Source organism: Planococcus chinensis, assembly GCF_020071995.1.
GTDB classification, from domain to species: domain Bacteria; phylum Bacillota; class Bacilli; order Bacillales_A; family Planococcaceae; genus Planococcus; species Planococcus chinensis_A.
Map to the genome: position 1 here is coordinate 233,016 of NZ_JABWTK010000004.1, position 23,541 is coordinate 256,556.

General features: G+C 48.0%; 24 protein-coding genes. 23 read left to right on the forward strand and 1 reads right to left on the reverse strand.

The features are described 5' to 3' along the window. From prmA to recO, 15 genes are all read left to right on the forward strand, one after another. Nucleotides 1-942: a 50S ribosomal protein L11 methyltransferase gene (gene prmA / locus HU147_RS08755; protein WP_224075876.1), complete on the forward strand. Its 942-nt coding sequence runs from the start codon at nucleotides 1-3 to the stop codon at nucleotides 940-942. 12 nt (nucleotides 943-954) lie between these two features. Beyond that, nucleotides 955-1,692 carry a 16S rRNA (uracil(1498)-N(3))-methyltransferase gene (locus HU147_RS08760; RefSeq protein WP_224075877.1) on the forward strand — a complete coding sequence of 246 codons (738 nt, stop codon included), beginning with the start codon at nucleotides 955-957 and terminating at the stop codon, nucleotides 1,690-1,692. Between the two features lie 15 nt (nucleotides 1,693-1,707). After that, nucleotides 1,708-3,051 carry a tRNA (N(6)-L-threonylcarbamoyladenosine(37)-C(2))-methylthiotransferase MtaB gene (gene mtaB, locus HU147_RS08765; RefSeq protein WP_224075878.1) on the forward strand — a complete coding sequence of 448 codons (1,344 nt, stop codon included), beginning with the start codon at nucleotides 1,708-1,710 and terminating at the stop codon, nucleotides 3,049-3,051. A gap of 22 nt (nucleotides 3,052-3,073) precedes the next feature. Beyond that, nucleotides 3,074-3,742 (forward strand): deoxyribose-phosphate aldolase, encoded by a 669-nt coding sequence (gene deoC / locus HU147_RS08770; protein ID WP_224075879.1) that lies wholly within the window; start codon nucleotides 3,074-3,076, stop codon nucleotides 3,740-3,742. 95 nt (nucleotides 3,743-3,837) lie between these two features. After that, complete coding sequence (rpsU, locus tag HU147_RS08775; protein ID WP_008431605.1) at nucleotides 3,838-4,011, forward strand: 30S ribosomal protein S21; 174 nt, start codon at nucleotides 3,838-3,840, stop codon at nucleotides 4,009-4,011. Nucleotides 4,012-4,348: 337 nt separating this feature from the next. Further along, a complete protein-coding gene (locus HU147_RS08780) occupies nucleotides 4,349-5,194 on the forward strand; it encodes an NfeD family protein (protein WP_224075880.1) in 846 nt (281 codons plus the stop codon). A 3-nt stretch (nucleotides 5,195-5,197) separates the two neighbouring features. Beyond that, nucleotides 5,198-6,184 (forward strand): flotillin-like protein FloA, encoded by a 987-nt coding sequence (gene floA, locus HU147_RS08785; protein WP_224075881.1) that lies wholly within the window; start codon nucleotides 5,198-5,200, stop codon nucleotides 6,182-6,184. Nucleotides 6,185-6,214: 30 nt separating this feature from the next. Then, nucleotides 6,215-6,655, forward strand: a complete 441-nt coding sequence (locus HU147_RS08790) for a hypothetical protein (RefSeq protein ID WP_224075882.1) — start codon at nucleotides 6,215-6,217, stop codon at nucleotides 6,653-6,655. Between the two features lie 148 nt (nucleotides 6,656-6,803). Continuing rightward, nucleotides 6,804-7,763, forward strand: coding sequence for a PhoH family protein (locus HU147_RS08795; protein WP_224075883.1), 960 nt, complete (start codon nucleotides 6,804-6,806; stop codon nucleotides 7,761-7,763). A gap of 121 nt (nucleotides 7,764-7,884) precedes the next feature. Next, nucleotides 7,885-10,008 carry an HD family phosphohydrolase gene (locus tag HU147_RS08800; protein ID WP_224075884.1) on the forward strand — a complete coding sequence of 708 codons (2,124 nt, stop codon included), beginning with the start codon at nucleotides 7,885-7,887 and terminating at the stop codon, nucleotides 10,006-10,008. A gap of 14 nt (nucleotides 10,009-10,022) precedes the next feature. Further along, nucleotides 10,023-10,505 carry an rRNA maturation RNase YbeY gene (ybeY, locus tag HU147_RS08805; protein ID WP_224075885.1) on the forward strand — a complete coding sequence of 161 codons (483 nt, stop codon included), beginning with the start codon at nucleotides 10,023-10,025 and terminating at the stop codon, nucleotides 10,503-10,505. Beyond that, nucleotides 10,492-10,845, forward strand: a complete 354-nt coding sequence (locus HU147_RS08810; RefSeq protein WP_224075980.1) for a diacylglycerol kinase family protein — start codon at nucleotides 10,492-10,494, stop codon at nucleotides 10,843-10,845. The genes ybeY and HU147_RS08810 overlap by 14 nt, the downstream gene beginning before the upstream one ends. A gap of 19 nt (nucleotides 10,846-10,864) precedes the next feature. Beyond that, on the forward strand, nucleotides 10,865-11,275 hold the full coding sequence (locus HU147_RS08815; protein WP_036809460.1) for a cytidine deaminase: 411 nt from the start codon (nucleotides 10,865-10,867) through the stop codon (nucleotides 11,273-11,275). Continuing rightward, on the forward strand, nucleotides 11,259-12,176 hold the full coding sequence (gene era / locus HU147_RS08820; protein WP_224075886.1) for a GTPase Era: 918 nt from the start codon (nucleotides 11,259-11,261) through the stop codon (nucleotides 12,174-12,176). Before HU147_RS08815 ends, era begins: the two co-directional genes overlap by 17 nt. A 12-nt stretch (nucleotides 12,177-12,188) precedes the next feature. Next, complete coding sequence (recO, locus tag HU147_RS08825; protein WP_224075887.1) at nucleotides 12,189-12,983, forward strand: DNA repair protein RecO; 795 nt, start codon at nucleotides 12,189-12,191, stop codon at nucleotides 12,981-12,983. 206 nt (nucleotides 12,984-13,189) lie between these two features. Here the strand turns inward: recO and HU147_RS08830 are convergent, their stop codons facing one another. Beyond that, nucleotides 13,190-14,566, reverse strand: a complete 1,377-nt coding sequence (locus HU147_RS08830) for a glycine--tRNA ligase (protein ID WP_176294847.1) — start codon at nucleotides 14,564-14,566, stop codon at nucleotides 13,190-13,192. 315 nt (nucleotides 14,567-14,881) lie between these two features. Between HU147_RS08830 and HU147_RS08835 the strand changes: the two genes are divergently transcribed. The 8 genes from HU147_RS08835 to HU147_RS08870 all read left to right on the forward strand — a co-directional run bounded on the left by HU147_RS08835 (nucleotide 14,882) and on the right by HU147_RS08870 (nucleotide 23,528). Further along, nucleotides 14,882-15,520 (forward strand): helix-turn-helix transcriptional regulator, encoded by a 639-nt coding sequence (locus tag HU147_RS08835; protein ID WP_176294848.1) that lies wholly within the window; start codon nucleotides 14,882-14,884, stop codon nucleotides 15,518-15,520. A 10-nt stretch (nucleotides 15,521-15,530) separates the two neighbouring features. Continuing rightward, nucleotides 15,531-16,343 (forward strand): pyruvate, water dikinase regulatory protein, encoded by an 813-nt coding sequence (locus tag HU147_RS08840; protein ID WP_224075888.1) that lies wholly within the window; start codon nucleotides 15,531-15,533, stop codon nucleotides 16,341-16,343. A 187-nt stretch (nucleotides 16,344-16,530) separates the two neighbouring features. Beyond that, complete coding sequence (gene dnaG, locus HU147_RS08845) at nucleotides 16,531-18,336, forward strand: DNA primase (RefSeq protein ID WP_224075889.1); 1,806 nt, start codon at nucleotides 16,531-16,533, stop codon at nucleotides 18,334-18,336. A 30-nt stretch (nucleotides 18,337-18,366) separates the two neighbouring features. Further along, the gene (gene rpoD / locus HU147_RS08850) at nucleotides 18,367-19,521 is read left to right on the forward strand and encodes an RNA polymerase sigma factor RpoD (protein WP_224075890.1); all 1,155 of its coding nucleotides are present in this window, start codon (nucleotides 18,367-18,369) and stop codon (nucleotides 19,519-19,521) included. Nucleotides 19,522-19,655: 134 nt separating this feature from the next. Beyond that, a complete protein-coding gene (locus HU147_RS08855) occupies nucleotides 19,656-20,795 on the forward strand; it encodes an acyl-CoA dehydrogenase (protein WP_224075891.1) in 1,140 nt (379 codons plus the stop codon). A 128-nt stretch (nucleotides 20,796-20,923) separates the two neighbouring features. Continuing rightward, nucleotides 20,924-21,316 (forward strand): cytochrome c550, encoded by a 393-nt coding sequence (gene cccA, locus HU147_RS08860; RefSeq protein WP_224075892.1) that lies wholly within the window; start codon nucleotides 20,924-20,926, stop codon nucleotides 21,314-21,316. Between the two features lie 402 nt (nucleotides 21,317-21,718). Further along, the gene (locus tag HU147_RS08865; protein WP_224075893.1) at nucleotides 21,719-22,432 is read left to right on the forward strand and encodes a tRNA (adenine(22)-N(1))-methyltransferase; all 714 of its coding nucleotides are present in this window, start codon (nucleotides 21,719-21,721) and stop codon (nucleotides 22,430-22,432) included. After that, a complete protein-coding gene (locus HU147_RS08870; protein ID WP_224075894.1) occupies nucleotides 22,419-23,528 on the forward strand; it encodes a Nif3-like dinuclear metal center hexameric protein in 1,110 nt (369 codons plus the stop codon). The genes HU147_RS08865 and HU147_RS08870 overlap by 14 nt, the downstream gene beginning before the upstream one ends. Nucleotides 23,529-23,541 lie beyond the last annotated feature (13 nt).

The window sequence follows — 23,541 nt, forward strand, 5'->3', positions numbered from 1 at the left end:
ATGAAATGGTCAGAACTAGCGGTCCGTACAACAAATGAAGCGATTGAACCTATCTCGAATATTTTGCATGAGGCAGGAGCGAGCGGTGTTGTGATCGAAGACTCGGAAGATTTGACAAAAGAACGGGAAGACCAGTTTGGCGAAATCTATTCGTTGGACCCGGAAGACTTTCCGGCTGAAGGCGTTATTGTGAAAGCATATTTGCCGGTCAATTCCTTTTTGGGTGAAACCGTCGAAGCGATTAAACTCGCCATCAGCAATCTCGTGAAATTTGATATCAACATCGGCGCCAATCTGGTAACCATCAGCGAAGTGAACGAAGAGGAATGGGCGACCGCGTGGAAGAAATACTACCACCCGGTCAAAATTTCCCAACGCTTTACTGTGGTGCCGACTTGGGAAACGTATGAACCGGTATCAAGCGACGAATTGATCATTGAACTGGACCCGGGTATGGCGTTTGGCACAGGGACCCATCCGACAACGGTCATGAGCCTGCAAGCTTTGGAAAAAACCGTGAAACAGGGCGAGCGGGTCATCGATGTCGGAACCGGCTCTGGTGTTCTGGCAATCGGTGCCGCCTTATTGGGCGCAAAAGAAGTGCATGCGTTGGATCTTGATGAAGTAGCGGTCCGTTCTGCACGCATCAACGTCAAATTGAATAAAGCGCAGGACCGGATCAACGTCGTCCAAGGGAATTTGCTTGATACGATCGATGAGCCGGGGGATGTTGTTGTAGCGAATATCCTGGCGGAAATCATCATGTCCTTTACGGATGATGCGTTCCAGGTAGTTAAACCGGGTGGGCATTACATCACTTCGGGCATTATTTCTGCGAAGAAAAACGATGTGAAGGAAGCGCTGGAAGCTTCAGGCTTCGCCATTGAGGACGTCATGATGATGGAAGACTGGGTAACGATCATTTCTAAAAAACCGGAATAACGGGGTGCTGTGATGCAAAGATATTTTATTGATGGCCCAGTTCCTGAAAATCGAAAAGTGACGATAACTGGCGATGATGCGAAGCACATCGCCAAAGTTATGCGTCAGGAACCCGGCGACCAGATTATCATTGTCAGCGAAGGAAAAGCATTTCTTTCGACTATTTTAAAAGCGGAATTCGATGTCGACGTCCAAGTCGAAGAAGAGTTTCAAACGGATGTGGAAATGCCGAAAAAAGTGACGATTGCCTGCGGATTGCCGAAAGGCGATAAGCTGGAATTGATTGCCCAAAAGTCGACGGAGCTTGGCATGTATGCATTGATTCCTTTTGCTGCAGAACGTTCCATCGTCAAATGGGATGGTTCGAAAAGCGAAAAGAAACGGGCGCGGCTGCAGAAGATTGCCAAAGAAGCGGCAGAGCAATCGCACCGGACCCACATCCCTGAAATACATAATACCCATACATTCAAACAGCTGATGGAAACGGCAAAAAGCTTTGATGCCGTCGTCGTAGCGTATGAGGAAGAAGCCCGCGAACAGAGCCGGACGCGGTTTGCTGAAACCTTGAAATCATTGTATGATAAAGACTCAATCTTGTTTTTGTTCGGCCCGGAAGGCGGGATTTCTGACACGGAAGTAGCGCTCCTAAAAGAAGGCGGCGCTTTGTTCACGTCACTTGGCCCTCGGATTTTACGAACCGAAACGGCTCCGTTATATGCATTATCTGCAATGTCCTATGAATTCGAATGAAAGAGGTGGCCACTGATGTCAACGGTAGCGTTCCATACCTTAGGCTGTAAAGTGAATCATTACGAAACAGAAGCAATCTGGCAATTGTTCAAAGAACAAGGCTACGAGCGCAGCGAGTTTGATCGTCATTCCGATGTTTATGTCATTAATACATGCACTGTAACCAATACAGGAGATAAAAAAAGCCGCCAGGTCATCCGCCGGGCTGTCCGCCAAAATCCGGATGCCGTCATTTGCGTGACAGGCTGTTATGCACAGACTTCACCTGCAGAAATAATGGCGATTCCCGGAGTGGACATTGTCGTCGGAACACAAGACCGCACCAAACTGCTTGGATACATCGAGCAGTATAAAAGGGAGCGGAAACCGATCAATGCGGTTGGCAACATCATGAAAAACCGGGTGTACGAAGAATTGGATGTGCCGTCGTTCACGGACCATACGCGTGCATCTTTAAAGATTCAGGAAGGCTGCAATAATTTTTGCACATTCTGCATCATTCCTTGGGCACGCGGCCTCATGAGGTCCCGCGATCCGAAAGAAGTTGTCCGCCAAGCCCAACAGTTGGTGGATGCAGGGTATCAGGAAATCGTCCTGACCGGCATTCATACAGGCGGTTACGGAGAAGATTTGAAAAACTACAACTTGGCACAGCTCCTGCGCGACTTGGAAATGGAAGTCGCAGGGCTGAAGCGGCTGCGCATTTCGTCCATTGAAGCAAGCCAGTTGACAGATGAAGTAATTGACGTGCTGCAAAAGTCCAATATCGTGGTCCGACATCTTCACATCCCGATTCAATCCGGGTCGGATACGGTGCTGAAACGGATGAGAAGAAAATACACGATGGAATTTTTCGCGGACCGGCTTGTTCAGCTGCGGAAAGCTTTGCCTGATCTTGCGATTACATCTGACGTCATTGTCGGATTCCCGGGAGAAACAGAAGAGGAATTTATGGAGACCTATCATTTTATCAACGACCATAAATTTTCCGAGCTTCATGTGTTCCCTTATTCGCAGCGCACCGGCACTCCGGCTGCACGGATGGAAGACCAGATCGATGAAAACATTAAAAACGACCGCGTCCACCGGCTGATTGCGCTGAACGATCAATTGGCAAAAGAATACGCTTCCCAATTTGAAGGGGAATTGCTGGAGATCATTCCGGAAGAGCGGTTTAAAGAGGATTCCGATAGCGGCATGCTGGAAGGCTATACGGATAATTACTTGAGAGTCGTGATTCCTGGCGATGAGTCCATGATCGGCAAAATTGTCAAAGTGAAAATTACGAAAGCCGGCTATCCATATAACGAAGGGCAATTTGTCCGTGTGATGGAAGAAATGGCGGTCCAATCAATTTAAAATCAGAATGGAGTTTCTCAACATGTCAAACATTGCATCTTATATTGACCATACCTTATTAAAAGCTGAAGCAACAAAAGAACAAATCGTCCAAATCTGCAAAGAAGCAGCAGAATACAACTTTGCTTCCGTATGTGTGAACCCTGCTTGGGTAGCGACAGCGGCAAAAGAATTGGCAGACAGCACAGTCAAAGTCTGCACCGTTATCGGTTTCCCGCTGGGAGCTTCCACTTCAGAAACAAAAGCATTTGAAACAAAAGATGCGATTTCTAAAGGAGCAGGCGAAATCGATATGGTCATCAACATCGGCGCATTGAAAAGCGGTGATACAGAGTTGGTTAAAAATGATATTGCTGCAGTCGTGGAAGCGGCAAAAGGCAAAGCGATTGTCAAAGTCATCATTGAGACTAGCCTATTGACAGATGAAGAAAAAGTGACGGCATCACGCCTTACTAAAGAAGCGGGAGCTGATTTTGTGAAAACATCAACCGGCTTCTCAACAGGCGGCGCTACTGTGGAAGATGTTAAATTGATGCGCGAAACGGTCGGTCCTGATCTGGGCGTTAAAGCTTCAGGCGGAGTCCGCAGCCTGGAAGATCTGGAAGCAATGGTTGAAGCTGGTGCAACTCGCATCGGTGCAAGCTCAGGCGTCAAAATTATGCAGGGGCTAACAGCAAGTTCTGATTATTAAGTGTTGACCTATCTAGGTTTATACGTTATAATTTCTTAATATATAACACTTGTTGTTATTTGCTTCAACGTGTGTTCGGAGGGAGGGAAAAAGAGATGACAAAAACAACTGTTCGTAAAAACGAATCAATTGAAGATGCTCTTCGCCGCTTCAAACGCACTGTTTCTAAGTCCGGAACAATGCAAGAGGTAAGAAAGCGCGAGTATTATGATAAGCCAAGCGTAAAACGCAAATTGAAATCAGAAGCTGCGCGTAAACGTAAATTTTAATTGACTTTACTTTTAAATGACTTTTAAAAAATATGAACGACCAGCACAAACCGGCTGTACGATTAATCGTACAGCCGGTTTTCTATTTGCATTTTTTTAGCCGGCACCTAACAAACATACGCCATCAGATCGACACACCAAGTAAGCTCAGTAGGATCCTGTAAGCGCATTCTTTAAGTAACGCGTGAAAATAGTCTATAATAAAAATAGCGAGAAAAATGAAACCATTAGCGTGTTTGTCCGTATATACAATAGAACAGTAAATGAGAGTCCCATTCAGCAGAGCCGGTACGCCTGTTGATTGGAAAAGCGGGATAAAGTGGAAGGGGCGAGTCCTATGCACAGCTTGAAAGGCATCCTGGCATTCAGTCTTTTGTTCTTATCATTATTGCTGTTTTCAGATGCATTACCTGAGGCTTTGGATGGCTCTTCCGTTCATGCAGCGGAGAGCACGGTTTTTGCTGAAACGGAATCTGCAAGAGAAGCTCCTGACCTGCAAAATGCGGATGCTCCCGAAACTTTCTCCAGCAAAGCGGCTGCTGTTTTGACTCATCCTTTAGTAGTGCCGGTCTTATTGACAATAGCTGCACTCGGGCTGCTGCTGGAGTTTTTCACACCAGGCGTCGGCGTTCCGGGTTTTATCGGCCTCATTTCACTACTGCTGTATTTTTACGGGCATTTTGTAGCGGGATATGCGGGATTCGGATCCATCGCTTTGGTGGTCATCGGTCTCGGTTTGCTGTTTACTGAATTTCTTATTCCCGGAGGCATTTTGGGAATACTCGGCATCACGTCGATTCTGGTCAGTGTTTTCCTGGCTGGAGGAAGTTTAATGTCTACTGCCATTTCAATTTTCATCGCATTAATCGCAGCTACAGCAGGGATGGTGATCATAGTGAAATTTTTTGGCAAACGGCCGCAATTGTTTAAACGGCTGATATTAACAGATGCCACCGATACGAAAAGCGGCTATGTTTCAGCTGTTAACCGTCCGGAACTGATTGGGCAAATTGCCGTGACTGCTACGGCGCTGCGCCCATCCGGAACAATCGTACTAGGGGACGAGCGGATTGATGCTGTGTCGGAAGGCCGGTTTATCGATCCGAAAAAGCAAGTGAAGATCATTAAAGTAGAAGGTTCTCGGATTGTCGTCCGAGAACTTGAAAAACAAGAGGAGGAATAAAGTATGGGAATTGAAGCAATTGGTCTTGGCGCCGCGATAATTGGGATTATCGTTGTCTTAGCGATTTTCTTTACATTCGTGCCAATCACATTATGGATTTCTGCATTAGCAGCAGGTGTCCGCATCAGCATCTTCACATTAATCGGGATGCGCCTACGCCGCGTTATTCCATCGCGTATCGTAAACCCGTTGATCAAGGCATCAAAAGCAGGGTTGACGGTTTCCATCAATCAGTTGGAAAGCCATTACTTGGCCGGCGGTAACGTTGACCGCGTTGTGAATGCATTGATTGCAGCACACCGTGCAAATATTGAATTGCCGTTTGAGCGTGCAGCAGCCATCGACTTGGCCGGACGTGACGTTCTAGAAGCGGTTCAAATGTCGGTTAACCCGAAAGTGATTGAAACACCATTTATCGCAGGTGTTGCCATGGACGGCATCGAAGTAAAAGCAAAAGCGCGTATCACCGTTCGTGCAAACATTGACCGTTTAGTCGGTGGTGCCGGTGAAGAAACAATCGTTGCCCGTGTAGGTGAAGGGATTGTCTCAACACTTGGTTCAAGCACCAGCCACAAGAAAGTTCTTGAAAACCCGGACCTGATTTCCCAGACAGTGCTTGGAAAAGGATTGGATTCCGGTACAGCATTTGAAATCTTGTCGATCGATATTGCAGACGTTGATATCGGCAAAAACATCGGTGCCGAACTTCAAACGGAGCAGGCAGAAGCAGACAAGAAAATCGCCCAGGCGAAAGCGGAAGAACGCCGAGCAATGGCGGTAGCAAGCGAACAGGAAATGAAAGCGAAAGTTGTCGAAATGAGAGCGAAAGTTGTGGGAGCGGAAGCAGAAGTGCCGCTTGCCATGTCAGAAGCGCTTCGTTCCGGCAATATCGGTGTCATGGACTACGTTAACTACAAAAACGTCCAGGCTGATACCGGCATGAGAGACTCAATCGCCCGTACAGGCTCTGAAAAAGTGGAATCGAAATAATAATGGGCAGCCACAAGGGAGGTTTTTCGCATGGAAGCTCTCATATTCGGTTTAATTGTAATGGCCATCGGTGCCTTCTTTAATAACAAAAAAGGCGAAGGAGACAACGATGCACCGCAGCAGCGGAGAACGCCTGCGCGAGAAACCGGACAACGGACCTTGAAGCGGGCAGAGGATTACGCCAAAGAAATTTATGGCGACCTTCAAACGCAGATGAAACAGCAGCCGGAAAGAACCCAGCAAGTCAAACGGGCTGCTGAAAAAGCTGCGGAACGACTGCCGGTCCAGAAAACACAGAGACAGGCAAAAGAGATGGCATCGCCAGGCAGATTGTCTGCGCATAATCCTGTGCCTTTAAGCACGAAGAATGAAACAACCAGCAGAGAAGATCTGCTGCCGCTTGATGCAGAAGATGTGCAGCGCGGAATTATTTTAGCGGAGATTTTAATGCCGCCAAAATCAAAAAGGTAATATGCAAACCGGCCAGTACACACTGGCCGGTTTTTAGTTTTTTATAATTTAATTATGTAAACAAATAACACTCCAAAATATTTTACAACTATTCACAATTAATGATACAGTGAATTTATAGTAAATTCACATTCCAAGGAGCGACTACATGACAGAAAACCAACTACTTGAACTTCATGTGAAAGACCCAAATGAAGCGGTGCTGCTGCTCGGGATATCTGATAGTCACATGACCTTAATCGAAGAAGCGTTCCAAATTCAAATAATCACCCGCGGCGATATCATCCGGCTGTCCGGTTCTGAAGAAGGCAAACAGATCGGGAAATTGCTGATTGAACAGTTATTGAAAGTGATCCGCAAAAACATCAATATCGATCAACGTGACATCGTTTCCGCAATAGAAATGGCAAGAGCCGGCACGATTGAATATTTCGCTGAATTATATGATGAAGAAGTGGCCCGCAATGCCAATGGCAAAGCCATCCGCGCCAAAACAATCGGCCAGCGCCATTATATACAGGCTGTGCGCAGCAAGGACCTGGTGTTCGGGATTGGACCGGCAGGAACAGGCAAAACCTATCTAGCCGTCGTGATGGCTGTACAGGCACTGAAAAACGGCCAAGTCAAAAAAATCATCCTGACGCGCCCAGCGGTGGAAGCCGGCGAAAGCCTCGGATTCCTGCCCGGCGATTTAAAAGAAAAAGTGGATCCTTACCTACGTCCCTTATACGATGCATTGCATGATGTGCTGGGGCTAGAACAGACCAACCGCTTGATTGAGCGGGGAACCATTGAAATTGCCCCTCTCGCCTATATGAGAGGCCGGACTTTGGATGAAGCCTTTGTCATCCTCGATGAAGCACAAAACACCACTAAGGCACAGATGAAGATGTTCTTGACACGCCTTGGATTTGGTTCGAAGATGATCATTACCGGAGATAAAACACAAATCGATTTGCCGCGCGGAGCTGAATCCGGCTTAATCGTGGCAGAAACGATTCTGCAGCGCGTCAACGGCATCCATATTCAATACTTGGAGCGGGGCGATGTGGTTCGCCATCCGCTTGTTGCGAAAATTATCGAAGCATACGACGACCAGCCTTCTTAAGGGCTGGTTTTTTTATGTCGGTCTTGTGAAAACCGGTTTTCAATTTCTAATAATTTCAAGTTATCCGTGAAATCCCATTCGGTAATTGATATGATAGAAGTACTAGAGTGGGGTGTTCGGAATGAGGAAAAAAGCAGAACAACTATACGAAAAAGCGGGATTTAAAGTGATGGCTGCCATTTTGATAGTGGCAATCGGAGCCATCATGTATGCGTTTTTATACAGTTCACTGCAAACTGACAAGTATTCCATCGAACTTTTTCAGCTTTCAGAAGAACCGATCCGTTCAGCTAAGACCGTAGTCGATCCATTCAAAACGGAATTGGAAAGGGAACGGGCAGCTTCGGAAGTGCAGCCGAGCTATCAATTCAACGAGGAAATTGCTGCCAATCAGGCAGCCGTTATCGAGTCGCTGTTTGGATATGTCATCGAAGCGAAGAACTTGCCCGATAAAAAAGACGGCAAACCGGTTGAAACCGATCAAATGATTGAATCGCTGCGGGAAAATATCCGGCTGATGGAAACAAGCGACAATGGCCTCAGGCTGACCGATGATATGCTGCGTGCCTTAGTGGTGCTGCCGCAAAATAAACTTCAAGAAGTGGAGCAATTTTTAACGGGAATTGTAGAAGATACATTGGAACATCCAATCCGCGAGGACGAAGTTGCGGCTTTCCGCAATGCAGCCGAGCAGGAAATACGGAAAGAAACTGAAATACCTGCTTCCATTTTGCAGGCTGCCGTGATGATTGGCCGTTCCAGTATCATTCCCAATGAAGTCGTCAACGAGGAATTGACGAATGCGCAGATTGAACAGGCAAGAGCCAGTGTGGAACCGACGCGCATTCTGCAAGGACAGGTATTGGTGCAGGAAGGGCAAGTCGTTGACCGGGAAATTTACCGGCAGCTGGAACTTGCCGGCATGACGGAAGACCAGCAGGATTACAAGCCGCTCTTCGGTTTGCTGCTGTTTGTCGTAATTGCCATGGTGATTTTGGCGGTCATGATCCGCCAATCCAATACAGGCGAACAGAAAAAAATAACCGCGCTTCTGGTCGTGGTTTCCGTGCTTACGTTTTCGATGGCCATTATGGAAATTATTCATGTGGTAAGCGGCAATTTTGATGTTGTCATCGCTTTCCTGTTTCCCACTGCGCTTTCCGGAATGATTGTCAGAATGCTGCTGAATGAACGAATTGCAGTCTGTGTGACGTTTCTTACAGGGGCATTAGGGGGTATGTTGTTGCAAGAAGGCAGTGCCGCCATAATCCGAATGGACCTTGCCTTGTATATTATATTTGGCGGCCTGATTGGCATTTACTTGATCAAGCAGGACGACCGGCGCACCCGGTTGCTCCAGACAAGCCTTGCGGTAGCGGTTGTTAATGCGTTATTTGTCGGCTTTTATCTGCTCATCGGGCAAAGCCAGTATGATTGGACCGAAATCGGCTTTTATTTTTCAGCTGCTGTCATTTCCGGTTTGTTGTCCGGCGCGCTGACGATCGGGCTCTTGCCATTTTTTGAATCGGCTTTCGGTTTGCTGTCGACGATGAAATTGATTGAACTGTCCAACCCGAACCATCCGTTATTAAAAAAAATTCTGACGGAAACGCCGGGCACCTACCATCATAGTGTCATGGTCGCCAATCTGGCGGATGCTTCCTGTGAAGCAATCGGCGCAAATGGACTGCTTGCCCGTGTCGGCTGCTATTACCACGATATCGGAAAGACCAAGCAGCCGCATTTCTTTATCGAAAACCAGATGCATATGCGTAATCCCCATGATTCGCTGCCGCCGGAAACGAGCAGCCGCATCATTTTGGAGCATGGTTCTTACGGTGCCGAACTGTTGAAAAAACACAAGATGCCAAAAGAAATCGTCGATGTGGCGCAACAGCACCACGGCACCAGTTTGCTGAAATTCTTCTACCATAAAGCGAAAGAACAAAATCCGGAAGTGGACGAAGCGATGTACCGCTACAGCGGGCCGAAACCGCAGACGAAAGAAATTGCCATTATTTCAGTGGCAGACAGCGTAGAAGCGGCCGTGCGGTCCATGAAAGAACCAACATCTGAAAAAATAAAAAATTTGGTCGATGCAATTGTAGAGGATAAACTGAAAGATGGGCAATTCGAAGAATGCGATTTAACCATGAAAGAACTCAAGACGGTCAAGCACATCATGTGCGAGACACTGAATGGCATTTTCCATTCGCGCATTGAGTATCCGAAAGAAACAAAATGACAGGAGGAAAAGGCATGATGTCGATTGATTTTATGGACGAAACGGAAAGTCTGGGCGAGAGCGAACTTCAGTTTGTAGAAAAAATCCTCCAGCATGCGGCCGACGCGGAACATATCGGTGCTGCTGAAGTGTCTGTCACTTTTGTGACCAACGAAGAAATCCAGAACATCAACAAAGAATACCGGGGCAAAGATGCGCCGACCGATGTGATTTCTTTTGCCATGGAAGAACTGGGCGAAGGGGAAGTTGAAATCGTCGGGTCGATGGAGCCGCGTATGCTCGGCGATATCATCATTTCACTGGACCGGACAAAAGAACAGGCGGCAGACTACGGCCATTCATTTGAACGGGAATTGGGCTTTTTGGCCGTACACGGCTTTTTGCATCTGCTGGGCTATGATCACATGACAAAAGAAGATGAAAAGACAATGTTCGCCAAGCAGGAAGAAATTTTGTCTTCGCTTGGAATAACCCGTGACGGTTATGAAGGCGAGTAGATTTTTCAACTCATTCAAGTTTGCTGTGCAGGGAATCGGGGCTGCGCTGAAACGGGAGCAGAATATGCGGCTGCATCTCCTGGCCGCCCTTGTGGTCCTGGCCGCAGGTGTTTGGACAGGGCTTTCAAAAAGTGAATGGCTTATCGTCCTGCTGGTGATCGGCGGCATGCTGGCACTGGAAATGATGAATTCGGCGATTGAACGGGTCGTCGACCTGGCGTCGCCGGACATCCACCCGCTTGCAAAAGAAGCGAAAGACATCGCGGCGGGCGCCGTTTTGGTATTTGCCGCTGCAAGTGCTATAATTGGTTTACTAATCTTTATCCCAAAATGGTTTTAACTAACAGAGGTGATTCGTAATGGAAAAAGAACAATTGATGACAGAATCAAAAACTGCACGCGAACGGGCATATGTACCGTATTCGAAATTTAAGGTCGGCGCAGCGCTCTTGACTGCTGACGGCAAAGTTTACCACGGCTGCAATATTGAAAATGCCGGCTATTCCATGACAAACTGCGCAGAGCGCACGGCGATGTTCAAAGCCGTTTCAGAAGGCGAACGAAACTTTACGGCACTTGCTGTTGTAGCAGATACGAAAGGCCCGGTGTCACCGTGCGGCGCCTGCCGTCAAGTGATCGCAGAATTCTGCGCGCCGAACATGCCGGTTTATTTAACAAATTTAAATGGCGACGTCCAGGAAACGACAGTCAGCGAACTGTTGCCAGGTGCGTTTTCAACGGAGGATTTAGAGTATGCAGCAGGGAAATAACGGATTCAAATCGGGCTTTATCTCGATCATCGGACGCCCAAATGTCGGCAAATCGACGTTTCTAAACCGTGTCGTCGGCCAGAAAATCGCCATCATGAGTGATAAGCCGCAAACGACGCGCAATAAAGTGCAGGGAGTCGTAACAACAAACGACAGCCAAATGGTCTTTATCGACACGCCGGGAATCAATGAACCACGCCATAAATTGGGTGATTTCATGCTGCGTGTTGCGAAGAACACATTCCGCGAAGTGGACGTTTTATTGTTTGTTGCGAGTGCAGATGACCGCATCGGCAAACAAGACCGTTTTGTCCTGGAGATGCTGAAAGGCATCGATGTGCCGGTCTTTTTGGTTTTGAACAAAATCGACCAGGTACATCCGGACAATCTGCCGAAAATCATTGAAGGCTACCGCAGCGAATTCGATTTTAAAGAAGCGATTCCGATCTCGGCGCTGCAAGGCAATAACGTTGAGAACTTGCTTGCAAAAATCACGGAATACCTGCCGGAAGGGCCGCAATACTACCCAGCCGACCAAGTGACGGACCACCCGGAACGCTTTATCATTTCGGAGTTGATCCGCGAAAAAGCATTGCATTTGACGCGGGAGGAAATTCCGCATTCCATCGCGGTCGTTATTGAAAAAATTGCGCCGGACAGCGAAAACAAAGACATGATCCGCGTCCAGGCAACGATTATGGTCGAACGCGATTCCCAAAAAGGCATCGTGATCGGGAAAAAAGGTGTTTTGCTGAAGGAAATCGGCTCCCGTGCACGGAAGGACATCGAAAACCTGCTTGGCTCAAAAGTGTTTTTGGAGCTATGGGTCAAAGTCCAGAAGGATTGGCGCAACAAAGCAGTGCATTTGCGTGATTTCGGTTTCAGAGACGACGAATATTAAGGAGTCGGTTTCATGCTGAATCAATTAGAGGGGATTGTGATCCGGGCGCAGGCATACGGCGAGAACAACAAAATCGTCACCTTGTTCACTCGGGAAGCAGGGAAAATCACCTGCATGGCGAGAGGTGCGAAAAAGCCTTCGAGCCGCCTCGCAGCTGTGACCCAGCAATTTACGCATGGCAGTTATTCGATTTTTAAAGGCAAAGGCATGGGCACGCTGCAAAGCGGGGACCCGCTGGAGTCGCTCCGACATATCCGGGAAGACATCATGAAAACGGCTTATGCCAGCTATATCACCGAATTGATTGACCGGCTGACTGAACAGGATGAACCGCAGCCCGCCATTTACGATATGCTGTACCAGGCGCTTCATGCAATCGAAGAAGGCTACGACCCGGAAGCGATTTCGCTGTTCATTGAATGGAAGATGCTGCCGTCCGCGGGCCTCACGCCGACTTTGCACCAATGTGCAAATTGCGGCGCCACCGACGGCGAATTCGCATTTTCGTTCGAGGAACTCGGCTTCTTGTGCCATCGTTGTTTCCACATCGACCGCTATATCATCCGGTTGAGCCCGGCGCTCGTTAAGCTGATCCGTACATTTTATTTTGTGCCGATCGAACGCGTCGGCTCGCTGAAGCTGAAAAAGGAATCGAAATCGCTGCTGAAAGGAATTGTGCGGACGATTTACGAAGAACAGGCGGGAATACGCCTGAAATCACGCAAATTCCTGGAACAGCTTGAACGCACCCCTGAATTTTTGCCAAAAAAAGAAGAAGAAGACCCGCAGCAGGATGAAATCACCTGAGCGGGTCTTTTTTATTGGAAAAAGCATGGCGGGAAGCGGGTACTGTCTGAAAGGCAGGGAATACTATCCGCTTGAGGCGAAATACTGTCGGGACAGGGGCAAATACCGTCCCAACCCGGCACCTTACTGTCCGCAGCAAAAGCCGCCGGGTCCCACGGACATAAAAAATCCGGAGCACCACATGGATGCTCCGGATTGTTCATCTATTAAAACTCAATGTGTTTAGCGATATAAGCCTGCACTTCGCCGATCGGCATGCGCACTTGCTCCATGGAATCGCGGTGGCGTACGGTTACTTGGCCATCTTCCACAGAATCAAAGTCGTACGTGATGCAGAACGGAGTACCGATTTCATCCTGGCGGCGGTAGCGTTTGCCGATGGATTGGGACTCGTCGTAATCCACCATGAAATGCTTCGCCAAGTCAGCGAATACTTCCGTTGCGCCTTCAGCCAATTTCTTCGATAGAGGCAGGACAGCCGCTTTATAAGGCGCAAGCGCCGGGTGGAATTTCAAGACCGTGCGTTTGTCGTCATTTTCAAGTTCTTCTTCATTGTAAGCATCTACTAGGAATGCCAGCGTTACGCGGTCTGCGCCAAGTGAAGGCTCGATGCAATACGGAACGTAGCGTTCGTTTGTAACCGGGTCGATGTAGTTGAAGTCTTCGCCGGAATGTTCCATATGGCGCTTCAAGTCAAAGTCGGTGCGGTCTGCGATGCCCCAAAGCTCGCCCCAGCCGAATGGGAATTTGTATTCGATGTCGACTGTCGCATTGGAGTAATGGGACAATTCGTCTTCGTCATGTTCGCGAAGGCGCATATTGTCTTCAGACATATTCAAATTCAACAGCCAGTTTTTGCAGAAATCGCGCCAGTAAGCGTACCATTCCAAGTCTTCGCCCGGTTTGCAGAAAAATTCAAGTTCCATTTGTTCGAATTCACGCGTACGGAACGTAAAGTTCCCCGGAGTGATTTCATTTCGGAAACTTTTGCCGATTTGTGCAATCCCGAACGGCATTTTTTTGCGCATGGAGCGCTGGACGTTTTTATAGTTGACGAAAATTCCTTGCGCCGTTTCCGGACGAAGGAAGATTTCGTTCGTTGAGGATTCGGTCACACCCTGGAAGGTTTTGAACATCAAGTTGAACTGGCGGATGTCAGTATAATCCTGCGCGCCGCATGTCGGACACTTGATTTCATGTTCCTGGATCAATTCAGCCATTCGTTCGAAAGACAGGCCGTCAACGATCATTTCAATGCCTTTTGCATCGAGTGCATCTTCGATCAGTTTGTCGGCGCGGTGGCGCGTCTTGCAGCTTTTGCAATCGATCATTGGATCGTTGAAGTTGCCGACGTGTCCGGATGCCACCCAAGTTTTCGGGTTCATCAAAATTGCCGCATCAAGGCCGACGTTATGGACGGATTCCTGGACAAACTTTTTCCACCAAGCTTTTTTGATATTGTTTTTCAGTTCGACGCCAAGCGGGCCATAATCCCATGTGTTTGCCAAGCCGCCGTAGATTTCAGAGCCTGGGAATACAAATCCTCTGTGTTTCGCTAACGATACTACATCTTCCATTGACATAAAAATTACCTCCATAAAATAAAAAATCGTACACGTCCCGGACATATAGTCCGAGGACGAGTACGTTATAACCCGCGGTTCCACCCCGATTGGCTGAAAGTTTCAGCCCTCTTAAAAGATAATGGCTCCGGAGCGCCTGTTTCCTGTCTGTGCGGGCTTCCACCATCCCCGCTCGCTTTTTGCGACAGTACTGTATTTCTCCATCGTAGCCTGATATTCGATTCGATAAGTATTGTACCACGCTAAACTTTTCTTCGCAATATCGCGTTAATTAGTATATAATAATTAACATTGAGTATAACATATTTTGAGGCGGTGAGTCCGATCGAACTCAATAAACGGCAAGAAGAAATTTTGCGGATTGTCAAAGGCAATGGCCCGATTACGGGTGAGCAGATTGCAGACCGTCTGCATTTGACAAGAGCAACATTAAGACCCGATTTAGCCATCCTGACGATGGCCGGCTTTTTGGATGCCCGCCCGCGTGTGGGATATTTTTATTCCGGCAAAAAACCAGGGCAGGATATTTCGGATACGATGAACAACATGAAAGTGAAAGATTTTCAATCGATTCCCGTCGTCGTGCGGGAAGACGTCAGTGTCTACGACGCCATCAGCCAGATGTTCTTGGACGATGTCGGCACTTTGTTTGTCGTAGACAAAAATTCCCTTTTGACAGGGGTATTGTCGCGCAAAGACTTGCTCAGAACCAGTCTGGGCAACCAGGACCTGTCCGCCATCCCCGTACATATCATTATGACACGGATGCCGAATATCACGTATTGCGTGAAAAACGAATCGTTGATCCAGGCAGCGCATCGCCTGATCAATCAGCAGATTGACGCATTGCCGGTGGTCGATGAGCAGCCGGAAGGCTTTAAAGTGATTGGCCGATTGACAAAAACGAATATTACACGGGCATTTTTATCCTTGTCGGAAAGCCATGAATTGTGAGGTGCATAGTATGAAACAGCTTCGCTTGTTTATCGTCTCCGATTCTGTCGGAGAAACAGGGGAACTTGTCGCAAAGGCGGCGATCAGCCAATATTTATACGCAGATCAAAATGCCGTACTTAAAAGATTTCCATACATTGATTCGGTGGATCATTTGCAGGAAATCATCAAACTGGCTGAGCAGCAAAAAGCCTTTATCGTGTACACCCTGGTGTCTCACGATTTGCGAAGCTACATAAAAAAGGAAACAATCAAATACAAAGTGACGGCAGTCGATTTGATGGGGCCTCTGATGGATGCTTTGGAAAAAGAACTGGATTCGGTGCCGCTGGAAGAAGCTGGTCTCGTCCGGAAATTGGATGACGACTACTTCAAGAAAGTCGAAGCCATTGAGTTTGCAGTGAAATACGATGACGGCCGGGACCCGCGCGGTATTTTGATGGCGGATATTGTCCTTGTCGGCATTTCCCGCACGTCCAAAACCCCCTTGTCTCAATACTTGGCGCACAAGCGGCTGAAAGTGGCAAACGTTCCGCTGGTGCCGGAAGTGGATCCGCCGGAAGAATTGTTCAAGGTGGACCCTGCCAAATGCTTCGGCCTTGTCATTTCACCGGAGAAACTGAACCATATCCGGAAAGAGCGGCTGATTGCACTCGGTTTAAGCGATGATGCAAATTACGCCCGAATCAACCGGATCCACGAAGAAATTGCGCATTTCGAAAAAGTGGTGGGGCGCATCGGCTGTGAAGTGGTGGACGTCACCAACCGGGCGGTAGAAGAAACCGCTAACCTGATTTTGAATAAACGAAATAATCGGATTTGAAAAACCACCCTAAGGGCGGTTTTTCTATTTTTATTTGTGGATTTTTTCACAGAAACGTTTTATAATGAAGAATTGTGGATAAATTATATTAAGGTCTATTTATTTGGCTCATCTTTTTATGAAAAGATGAAGGAATTCACCTGAATATCTCGAATACAGTAAGTTAAGAAAAAAAGATGGTGATAGTGTGTCCAATCGAGTTCCTGAAGAAGTGATTGAAAAGATCCGGTCAACAACGGATATTGTGGACATAGTCGGAGAATACGTCCAATTAACAAAAAGAGGGCGCAATTGGTTCGGGCTTTGCCCGTTTCATGGAGAAAGCACACCGTCATTTTCGGTCACTTCCGATAAGCAGATTTTTCATTGCTTCGGATGCGGCGCCGGCGGAAACGCCATTACGTTCCTCATGGATATAGAGAATATTACGTTTCAAGAGGCATTGGCCCGATTGGGAAGCCGTGCCGGCATTGAAGTCGAAGTAAACACGCATGCTTCTGGTGAAGCAGCGAATGCCCCTTCTAAAAGCGACAATCAGCTGATTTTGATGCACGAATTTTCGGCAGACATGTATCATCATATACTGCTCAATACGGAAGAAGGCCAATCTGCGCTGGATTACCTGGAAAACAGGGGATTTACGCGGGAAATGATTGAACGGTACCGTATTGGATGGTCACTGCCGGAATGGAATTATATGGCGACGGCCCTGCAGCGCAAAGGGTATAGCGAAGAAGAATTGGTGAACAGCGGGCTGGCGATTCAGCGCGAACAGGGAACCGGCTTTTTTGACCGCTTTCGCGGCCGTGTAATGTTTCCGATTATGAACGAAAACGGCAAAGTTATTGCCTTTTCGGGCAGAATCTTGGAAAATACGAAGACGGAAGCAAAATACATGAACAGCCCGGAATCACCCATTTTCCAGAAAAGCCAGGTCCTTTACAATGTTCATCAGGCGAGAAGCGCCATCCGGAAAAACCGGAAAATCGTCCTGTTTGAAGGTTTCATGGATGTCATTGCTGCCGGAAAAGCCGGCGTCGACAATGCCCTTGCGACAATGGGCACCTCGCTGACCCCACAGCATATCCGCGCAATGAAACGCTTTGCCCAGGAAATCGTCATTTGCTTTGACGGCGATGATGCCGGGTGGGAAGCAGCAAAAAGGGCTGCTATTGCACTCAATGAAGACAAGTTCAAAGTGGAAGTTGCTGTTCTTCCGGGGAAAATGGATCCGGACGATTATGTCCGGGAGCATGGCCAAGACGCATTTCGGGAACAGGTCATCGGCAAACCGCACGCCTTTATCGCGTTTGCCATGATGCATGCCCGCAGACATAAGAATTTCCAATATGAAAACGATCTTCTGCAATATATCCAGGAAGTGCTGCAGCTCTTGGCTGGCCGTTCTTCACCGATTGAACGTGATTTGTATATAAAGCAATTGGCCAATGAAACCGGATTGTCTGAAGAAGCGATTTTGCAGCAGTACCGCAAACTGGAGAACCGCTCGATTGAGCAAAGCCGCCCGGAAAGGGCCGCCAAAACCACCGTAAAGCGGGAGCCGAAGCGGATCACCTCTTTCCACCGGGCCGAACGGCTGCTTTTCTCGCATGCCTTAGCCAATCGGGAAGTGATGAGGAAACTCGCTGAAGTCGAATCGGGAATGCCTTTTGTCAGTGAAGAATTTAAAGCGCTGTATGTCCAGCTCCTCGGATTTTATGAAGAGTGGGACAAGGCGGATTTCCATAAATTCCTGGAAACGCTCCAGGACTCGGAACTCCGGAAACTGGTCATGGAAACGACGCTTTCTGAACGTGATCCGGAGCATGTGGATGAAGAAATAGCGGATTGCATCAAGCATCTTGAAAAGCACCGGATAGAGCAGCAGATAAATTTGAAAATCCAGCAATCAAAAGAAGCGGAAAAACAGCATGATCTACAACGCGCTTTACTTCTTGCGCAAGAAGTGATTGCTTTGCGCAAATCATTGTAAGTTTATCCGGTTTTAAAAGGAGGAAGTCGTATGGCTGAGAAATCAGAACGCAAAAACAAAGTTGAAGCAAGCAATGTTTCATTAAGTGCAGAAGGTCCCGAAACAACAGTAGAAGAAGCAAAACGACAATTAATCGAAACAGGTAAGAAAACCGGTGAACTTAACTATGAACAGATAGCCGATAAATTAGCGATTTTTGAACTGGAGTCCGATCAAGTTGAAGAGTTCATTGAGCAACTTGAAGGCCATGGCATAGAGCTTGAACGCAAATCAGACGACGAAGAACATTTGGATCGCCTGATGAAGCCGACTGAAGAAAAATTCGACTTGAATGACTTGAGCGTACCGCCAGGCGTGAAAATCAATGACCCGGTGCGTATGTACTTGAAAGAAATCGGCCGTGTCGATCTGTTGAAAGCGGAAGAAGAAGTCCGCTTGGCGAAATTGATCGAACAAGGCGATGAAGAAGCGAAAAAGCGCTTGGCTGAAGCCAACCTTCGCCTCGTAGTAAGTATTGCCAAGCGCTACGTCGGCCGCGGCATGCTGTTCCTGGATTTGATCCAGGAAGGGAATATGGGCTTGATCAAAGCTGTTGAGAAATTCGACTACTCCAAAGGATTTAAGTTCAGTACGTATGCCACTTGGTGGATCCGCCAGGCCATCACCCGTGCGATTGCTGACCAAGCGCGGACCATCCGGATTCCCGTCCATATGGTTGAAACGATCAATAAACTGATCCGTGTTCAGCGCCAGTTGCTTCAGGACCTTGGCCGCGAGCCATCGCCTGAAGAAATCGGTGAAGAAATGGACTTGCTTCCTGAAAAAGTGCGTGAAATCCTGAAAATTGCACAAGAACCGGTATCGCTTGAAACACCGATCGGTGAAGAAGACGATTCGCATCTTGGCGATTTTATCGAAGATTCGGACGCGCAGTCTCCGTCCGACCACGCGGCTTACGAGTTACTGAAAGAACAGCTTGAAGATGTATTGGATACCTTGACCGACCGCGAGGAGAATGTACTCCGGTTGCGCTTCGGCCTTGACGATGGCCGCACACGTACACTTGAAGAAGTAGGCAAAGTGTTTGGCGTAACCCGTGAACGGATTCGCCAAATCGAAGCGAAAGCGCTCCGTAAGCTTCGCCATCCTTCCCGCAGCAAACGCTTGAAAGATTTCTTGGAATAATAATTGCAAACGCTCCTGTGCATAAAGCACAGGAGCGTTTTTTTATGTATTTTAGGATAACAGTTGAGTTTGTCTAAATTTTTCCTATATAATGAAAGTTGTAAGCGTATTCACAACAAAGGGGATGTAGTGAAATGAATTTCGATTTGACGCAAGAACAGCAGATGATTAAGAAAACCATTAAAGAGTTTGCCGATAAGGTAGTAGCTCCAGGGGCCGTCCATCGTGACCGCACCAATGAATTTCCGAAAGAAATCTTCAAACAGCTTTCCGACATGGGGATGATGGGATTGCCGTTTGATGAAAAATACGGCGGAGCCGGGGCGGATACGACGAGCTTTGCGATCGTGACAGAAGAATTGAGCCGCGCCTGTGCTTCTACAGGAATAACCTACTCGGCCCATATTTCCTTGGGCGGTGCACCGTTGAATCTGTTCGGGACAGAAGAGCAGAAAGAAAAGTACTTGGCGCCGATTTGTACAGGTGAATCGTTCGGAGCGTTCGGATTGACGGAACCCAATGCCGGGTCGGATGCAGGCGGTACGGAAACGCGTGCAGTTGAAGACGGCGACGACTGGGTCATCAATGGATCGAAAGTGTATATCACAAACGCGAGCTATGCCAAACATTTGGCCATCACGGCGATTACAGGCATGAACGATGGCAAAAAAGAAATTTCGGCGATTATTGTGCCGACGGATGCAGAAGGCTTCACCATCATCGACAATTATGAAAAGATGGGCCTTCACGCTTCGAATACAACGGAATTGGTGCTGGAAAACGTACGGGTACCGAAAGAAAACCTGCTTGGCAAGCGTGGAGAAGGCTTTAAGCAATTCCTGGTAACTTTGGACGGCGGACGCATTGGAATCGCTGCAATGGCGGTAGGAATCGCGCAGGCGGCATTTAACCGTGCCTTGAACTATTCAAAAGAGCGCAAGCAATTCGGGAAGTCTCTTTCTGAATTCCAGATTACGCAATTCAAATTAGCCGATATGGCATTGAAGATTGAATTGGCTCGCAATATGGTCTACAAAGCGGCATGGCTGAAAGACCAGGGGCGTCCGTTCACAAAAGAAGCTTCCATGGCAAAACTGTATGCTTCTGAAATTTCCATGGAAGTGGCGGATGAAGCCATCCAAATCCACGGCGGCTACGGCTACATGAAAGAGTACGAAGTGGAGCGCTATATGCGCGATGCCAAATTGCTTGAAATCGGCGAAGGGACCTCGGAAGTGCAGAAGATGGTCATCGCCCGCCAAATCGGCTGTTAAGTTGCTGAATTTGTCACAATCGAGTAAAAGTTCTCCGTTATGGCTTTTCGTTTTGCTAATAATACAGTACAATAATGAATGATACGAACACTATCATCAAGCAGAACTTATAGAGGGAGGGGTAACGGATGCAAAAAAATGCAATTGTACCTTACATCTTAATCATGGCGTTCGGTATTGGTCTGATTTTCTTCTTATCTTTAGAAGGCGCCAATAACCAAGAAGACATTGCTGCTGAACATGCAGAAGAAGGCGGAGAAAGTGGAGACGCAGCGCCAGAAGGCGATGGCGGAAGCACGGAATCTGCTGAATTCGATCCTGAAGCACAAGCACAGCAAAGCTGTGTATCATGCCACGGTTCAAGCTATGAAGGCGGAGTAGGTCCTTCACTAGTCGCAACTGAACTGGATCAAGCAGCAATCGAAGACATTATTGCAAATGGTAAAGGCGCAATGCCAGGTGGACTCATCGAAGGTGAGAACATCCCAGCAATGGCTGAGTGGGTACTTTCACTCGAATAGTATTAAAAAACCCTTAGTTCACAACGAGCTAAGGGTTTTTCTTTAGTCGGCGCCTGCGCTTTTTGATTGTCCAGCTGGAACGGCCAGGTTCTCGGGTCATAAGTCAACCCAGCGAAGTGGCAAAGAGCGCCACTTCGCTGGTTCGTCAAAAAACCTTATTGCTCCTGCAGCACTTTGTGCTTCGTCGCAAAGAGATGGACCAAAGAAGTTTGGTCCATCTCTTGCCTGTCGAACCTAAACGGCCGTTTCCGCTTTTCGATTGTCCAGCTCCGGCGCCTAGCCCCTCGAGTCGTTTCAGGTCAGCCGGCGATGGCAAAAAAGCGCCATCATCGGCCAACCTTCCAACGCTTGTCGGGGCTAAGCAAGGCGCCTGCGCTTTTCTAGATTAGGAGGATTTAAAAAATGAATGCTCAACAATTATCATTGCGGCTTACACGTGTAGCGAGCCATGTGCCGACCGGGGCAATTGTGGCGGATATCGGCAGCGACCACGCTTATTTGCCATGCTACCTCGTTTCACAAGGACTGGCTGAACGTGCAATTGCCGGAGAAGTCGTAAAAGGACCTTTTGAGTCCGCAAAAAAACAGGTCAAGCAAGAACAATTGGAAGACAAAATTGAGGTCAGGCTGGCCAGTGGGCTTGAAGCCATCCATCCGGAAGATGGCATTACTGCCATTACCATAGCTGGAATGGGCGGTCCGCTGATCGTTTCGATCCTGGAACAGGGAAATGAAAAATTGGCGGGTGTCAGCCGCTTGATCCTCCAGCCGAATGTCCATGCCAAAGCCATCCGTGAATGGGCACAAACCCATCATTGGATCATCATTGATGAAGAAATTATCAAAGAAAACAATAAGATTTACGAAATTCTCGTGCTGGAGCGGAGCAGCCAGCCGGTTGTCCTTACGCCAGCCGAACTGCTGATGGGGCCCGTCCTCATGCAACAGCAGACGGAAGCGTTCCAGGAGAAGTGGCAGCGAGAAAGCGCGCAGTGGACAAATATCATTGCCTCTATTGAATCCACAGAACAAACACTGGAAATCGTCGATAAGAAAAATGAACTGGTGCAAAAAATAAAACTGGTTGAAGAGGTGCTGAATCGTGAAAATTCCTAATGGACAGCAAATCATCGAAGAGTTTGAAAAATGGTCACCTAAATTCCTGGCGGTGGAAGGCGATCCCATCGGCCTACATGTCGGAACACTGAACAAAAAAGTTGAACGGGTGCTGGTTACGCTGGATGTCAATGAACAAGTGGTAGACGAGGCGATTGAAAAAGGCGTCGGCTTGATCATTGCCCATCATCCGCCGATTTACCGTCCGATGAAAAACCTACAGACCGATTTTCCGCAGGGGCGTATGATCGAAAAGTTGATTAAGCACGATATCGCTGTATATGCAGCCCATACCAATCTCGATGTCGCCAAAGGCGGCGTCAATGATTTATTGGCAGATGCGCTTGGTCTTGCCGAAACGAACGTGCTCGTCCCTACATACGAAGCCGAGCTGGTGAAAATTGCCGTGTTTGTTCCGGAAAGCCACGAAGAACAAGTACGAGAAGCATTAGGAAAAGCGGGAGCAGGAGCCATCGGCGATTACGAATTCTGCAGCTATACTTTATCGGGCACCGGCCGATTCCGGCCAACTGAAAAAGCGGATCCGTATATCGGCGAAGCAGGGAAGATGGAAGTCACTGCTGAATCCAAAATTGAAGTGGTGATCCGTAAATACGAAAAAGACCGGGCGATCCGTGCCATGATTGCAGCTCACCCATACGAAGAAGTGGCGTATGATGTGTTTACGCTGGAGAATAAAGAAGAAGCGATGGGCCTCGGCCGGGTTGGAATGCTGCCTGATGACATGAACTTGGAAGAGTTTGCGGAACTGGTTAAAGAACGGCTCGATGTACCGGCAGTCCGTGTTGTCGGGGATATGGCCAAAAAGATCCGGAAAGTGGCTGTGCTTGGCGGAGACGGCAATAAATACATTCAGGCCGCAAAACGTTCGGGAGCGGATGTCTATGTAACCGGCGATTTGTATTTCCACGTAGCCCAGGACGCAGAAGCGATGGATCTGGCGGTGGTTGATCCTGGCCATCATGTTGAAAAAGTCATGATTCAGGGCGTTGTCGACCATATGTCGAACCGGCAGAACTGGCAATGTGAATTTTTGCCGTCCGAAGTCGATACCGAACCGTTCCGGTTTAAGTAACACCTGTTGCATG

Bases quoted from the DNA above. Each gene is read 5' to 3' on its own strand.
- prmA (WP_224075876.1), top strand. From the start codon at position 1: ATGAAATGGTCAGAACTAGCGGTCCGTACAACAAATGAAGCGATTGAA.
- HU147_RS08760 (WP_224075877.1), top strand. From the start codon at position 955: ATGCAAAGATATTTTATTGATGGCCCAGTTCCTGAAAATCGAAAAGTG.
- mtaB (WP_224075878.1), top strand. From the start codon at position 1,708: ATGTCAACGGTAGCGTTCCATACCTTAGGCTGTAAAGTGAATCATTAC.
- deoC (WP_224075879.1), top strand. From the start codon at position 3,074: ATGTCAAACATTGCATCTTATATTGACCATACCTTATTAAAAGCTGAA.
- rpsU (WP_008431605.1), top strand. From the start codon at position 3,838: ATGACAAAAACAACTGTTCGTAAAAACGAATCAATTGAAGATGCTCTT.
- HU147_RS08780 (WP_224075880.1), top strand. From the start codon at position 4,349: ATGCACAGCTTGAAAGGCATCCTGGCATTCAGTCTTTTGTTCTTATCA.
- floA (WP_224075881.1), top strand. From the start codon at position 5,198: ATGGGAATTGAAGCAATTGGTCTTGGCGCCGCGATAATTGGGATTATC.
- HU147_RS08790 (WP_224075882.1), top strand. From the start codon at position 6,215: ATGGAAGCTCTCATATTCGGTTTAATTGTAATGGCCATCGGTGCCTTC.
- HU147_RS08795 (WP_224075883.1), top strand. From the start codon at position 6,804: ATGACAGAAAACCAACTACTTGAACTTCATGTGAAAGACCCAAATGAA.
- HU147_RS08800 (WP_224075884.1), top strand. From the start codon at position 7,885: ATGAGGAAAAAAGCAGAACAACTATACGAAAAAGCGGGATTTAAAGTG.
- ybeY (WP_224075885.1), top strand. From the start codon at position 10,023: ATGATGTCGATTGATTTTATGGACGAAACGGAAAGTCTGGGCGAGAGC.
- HU147_RS08810 (WP_224075980.1), top strand. From the start codon at position 10,492: ATGAAGGCGAGTAGATTTTTCAACTCATTCAAGTTTGCTGTGCAGGGA.
- HU147_RS08815 (WP_036809460.1), top strand. From the start codon at position 10,865: ATGGAAAAAGAACAATTGATGACAGAATCAAAAACTGCACGCGAACGG.
- era (WP_224075886.1), top strand. From the start codon at position 11,259: ATGCAGCAGGGAAATAACGGATTCAAATCGGGCTTTATCTCGATCATC.
- recO (WP_224075887.1), top strand. From the start codon at position 12,189: ATGCTGAATCAATTAGAGGGGATTGTGATCCGGGCGCAGGCATACGGC.
- HU147_RS08830 (WP_176294847.1), bottom strand. From the start codon at position 14,566: ATGTCAATGGAAGATGTAGTATCGTTAGCGAAACACAGAGGATTTGTA.
- HU147_RS08840 (WP_224075888.1), top strand. From the start codon at position 15,531: ATGAAACAGCTTCGCTTGTTTATCGTCTCCGATTCTGTCGGAGAAACA.
- rpoD (WP_224075890.1), top strand. From the start codon at position 18,367: ATGGCTGAGAAATCAGAACGCAAAAACAAAGTTGAAGCAAGCAATGTT.
- HU147_RS08855 (WP_224075891.1), top strand. From the start codon at position 19,656: ATGAATTTCGATTTGACGCAAGAACAGCAGATGATTAAGAAAACCATT.
- cccA (WP_224075892.1), top strand. From the start codon at position 20,924: ATGCAAAAAAATGCAATTGTACCTTACATCTTAATCATGGCGTTCGGT.
- HU147_RS08865 (WP_224075893.1), top strand. From the start codon at position 21,719: ATGAATGCTCAACAATTATCATTGCGGCTTACACGTGTAGCGAGCCAT.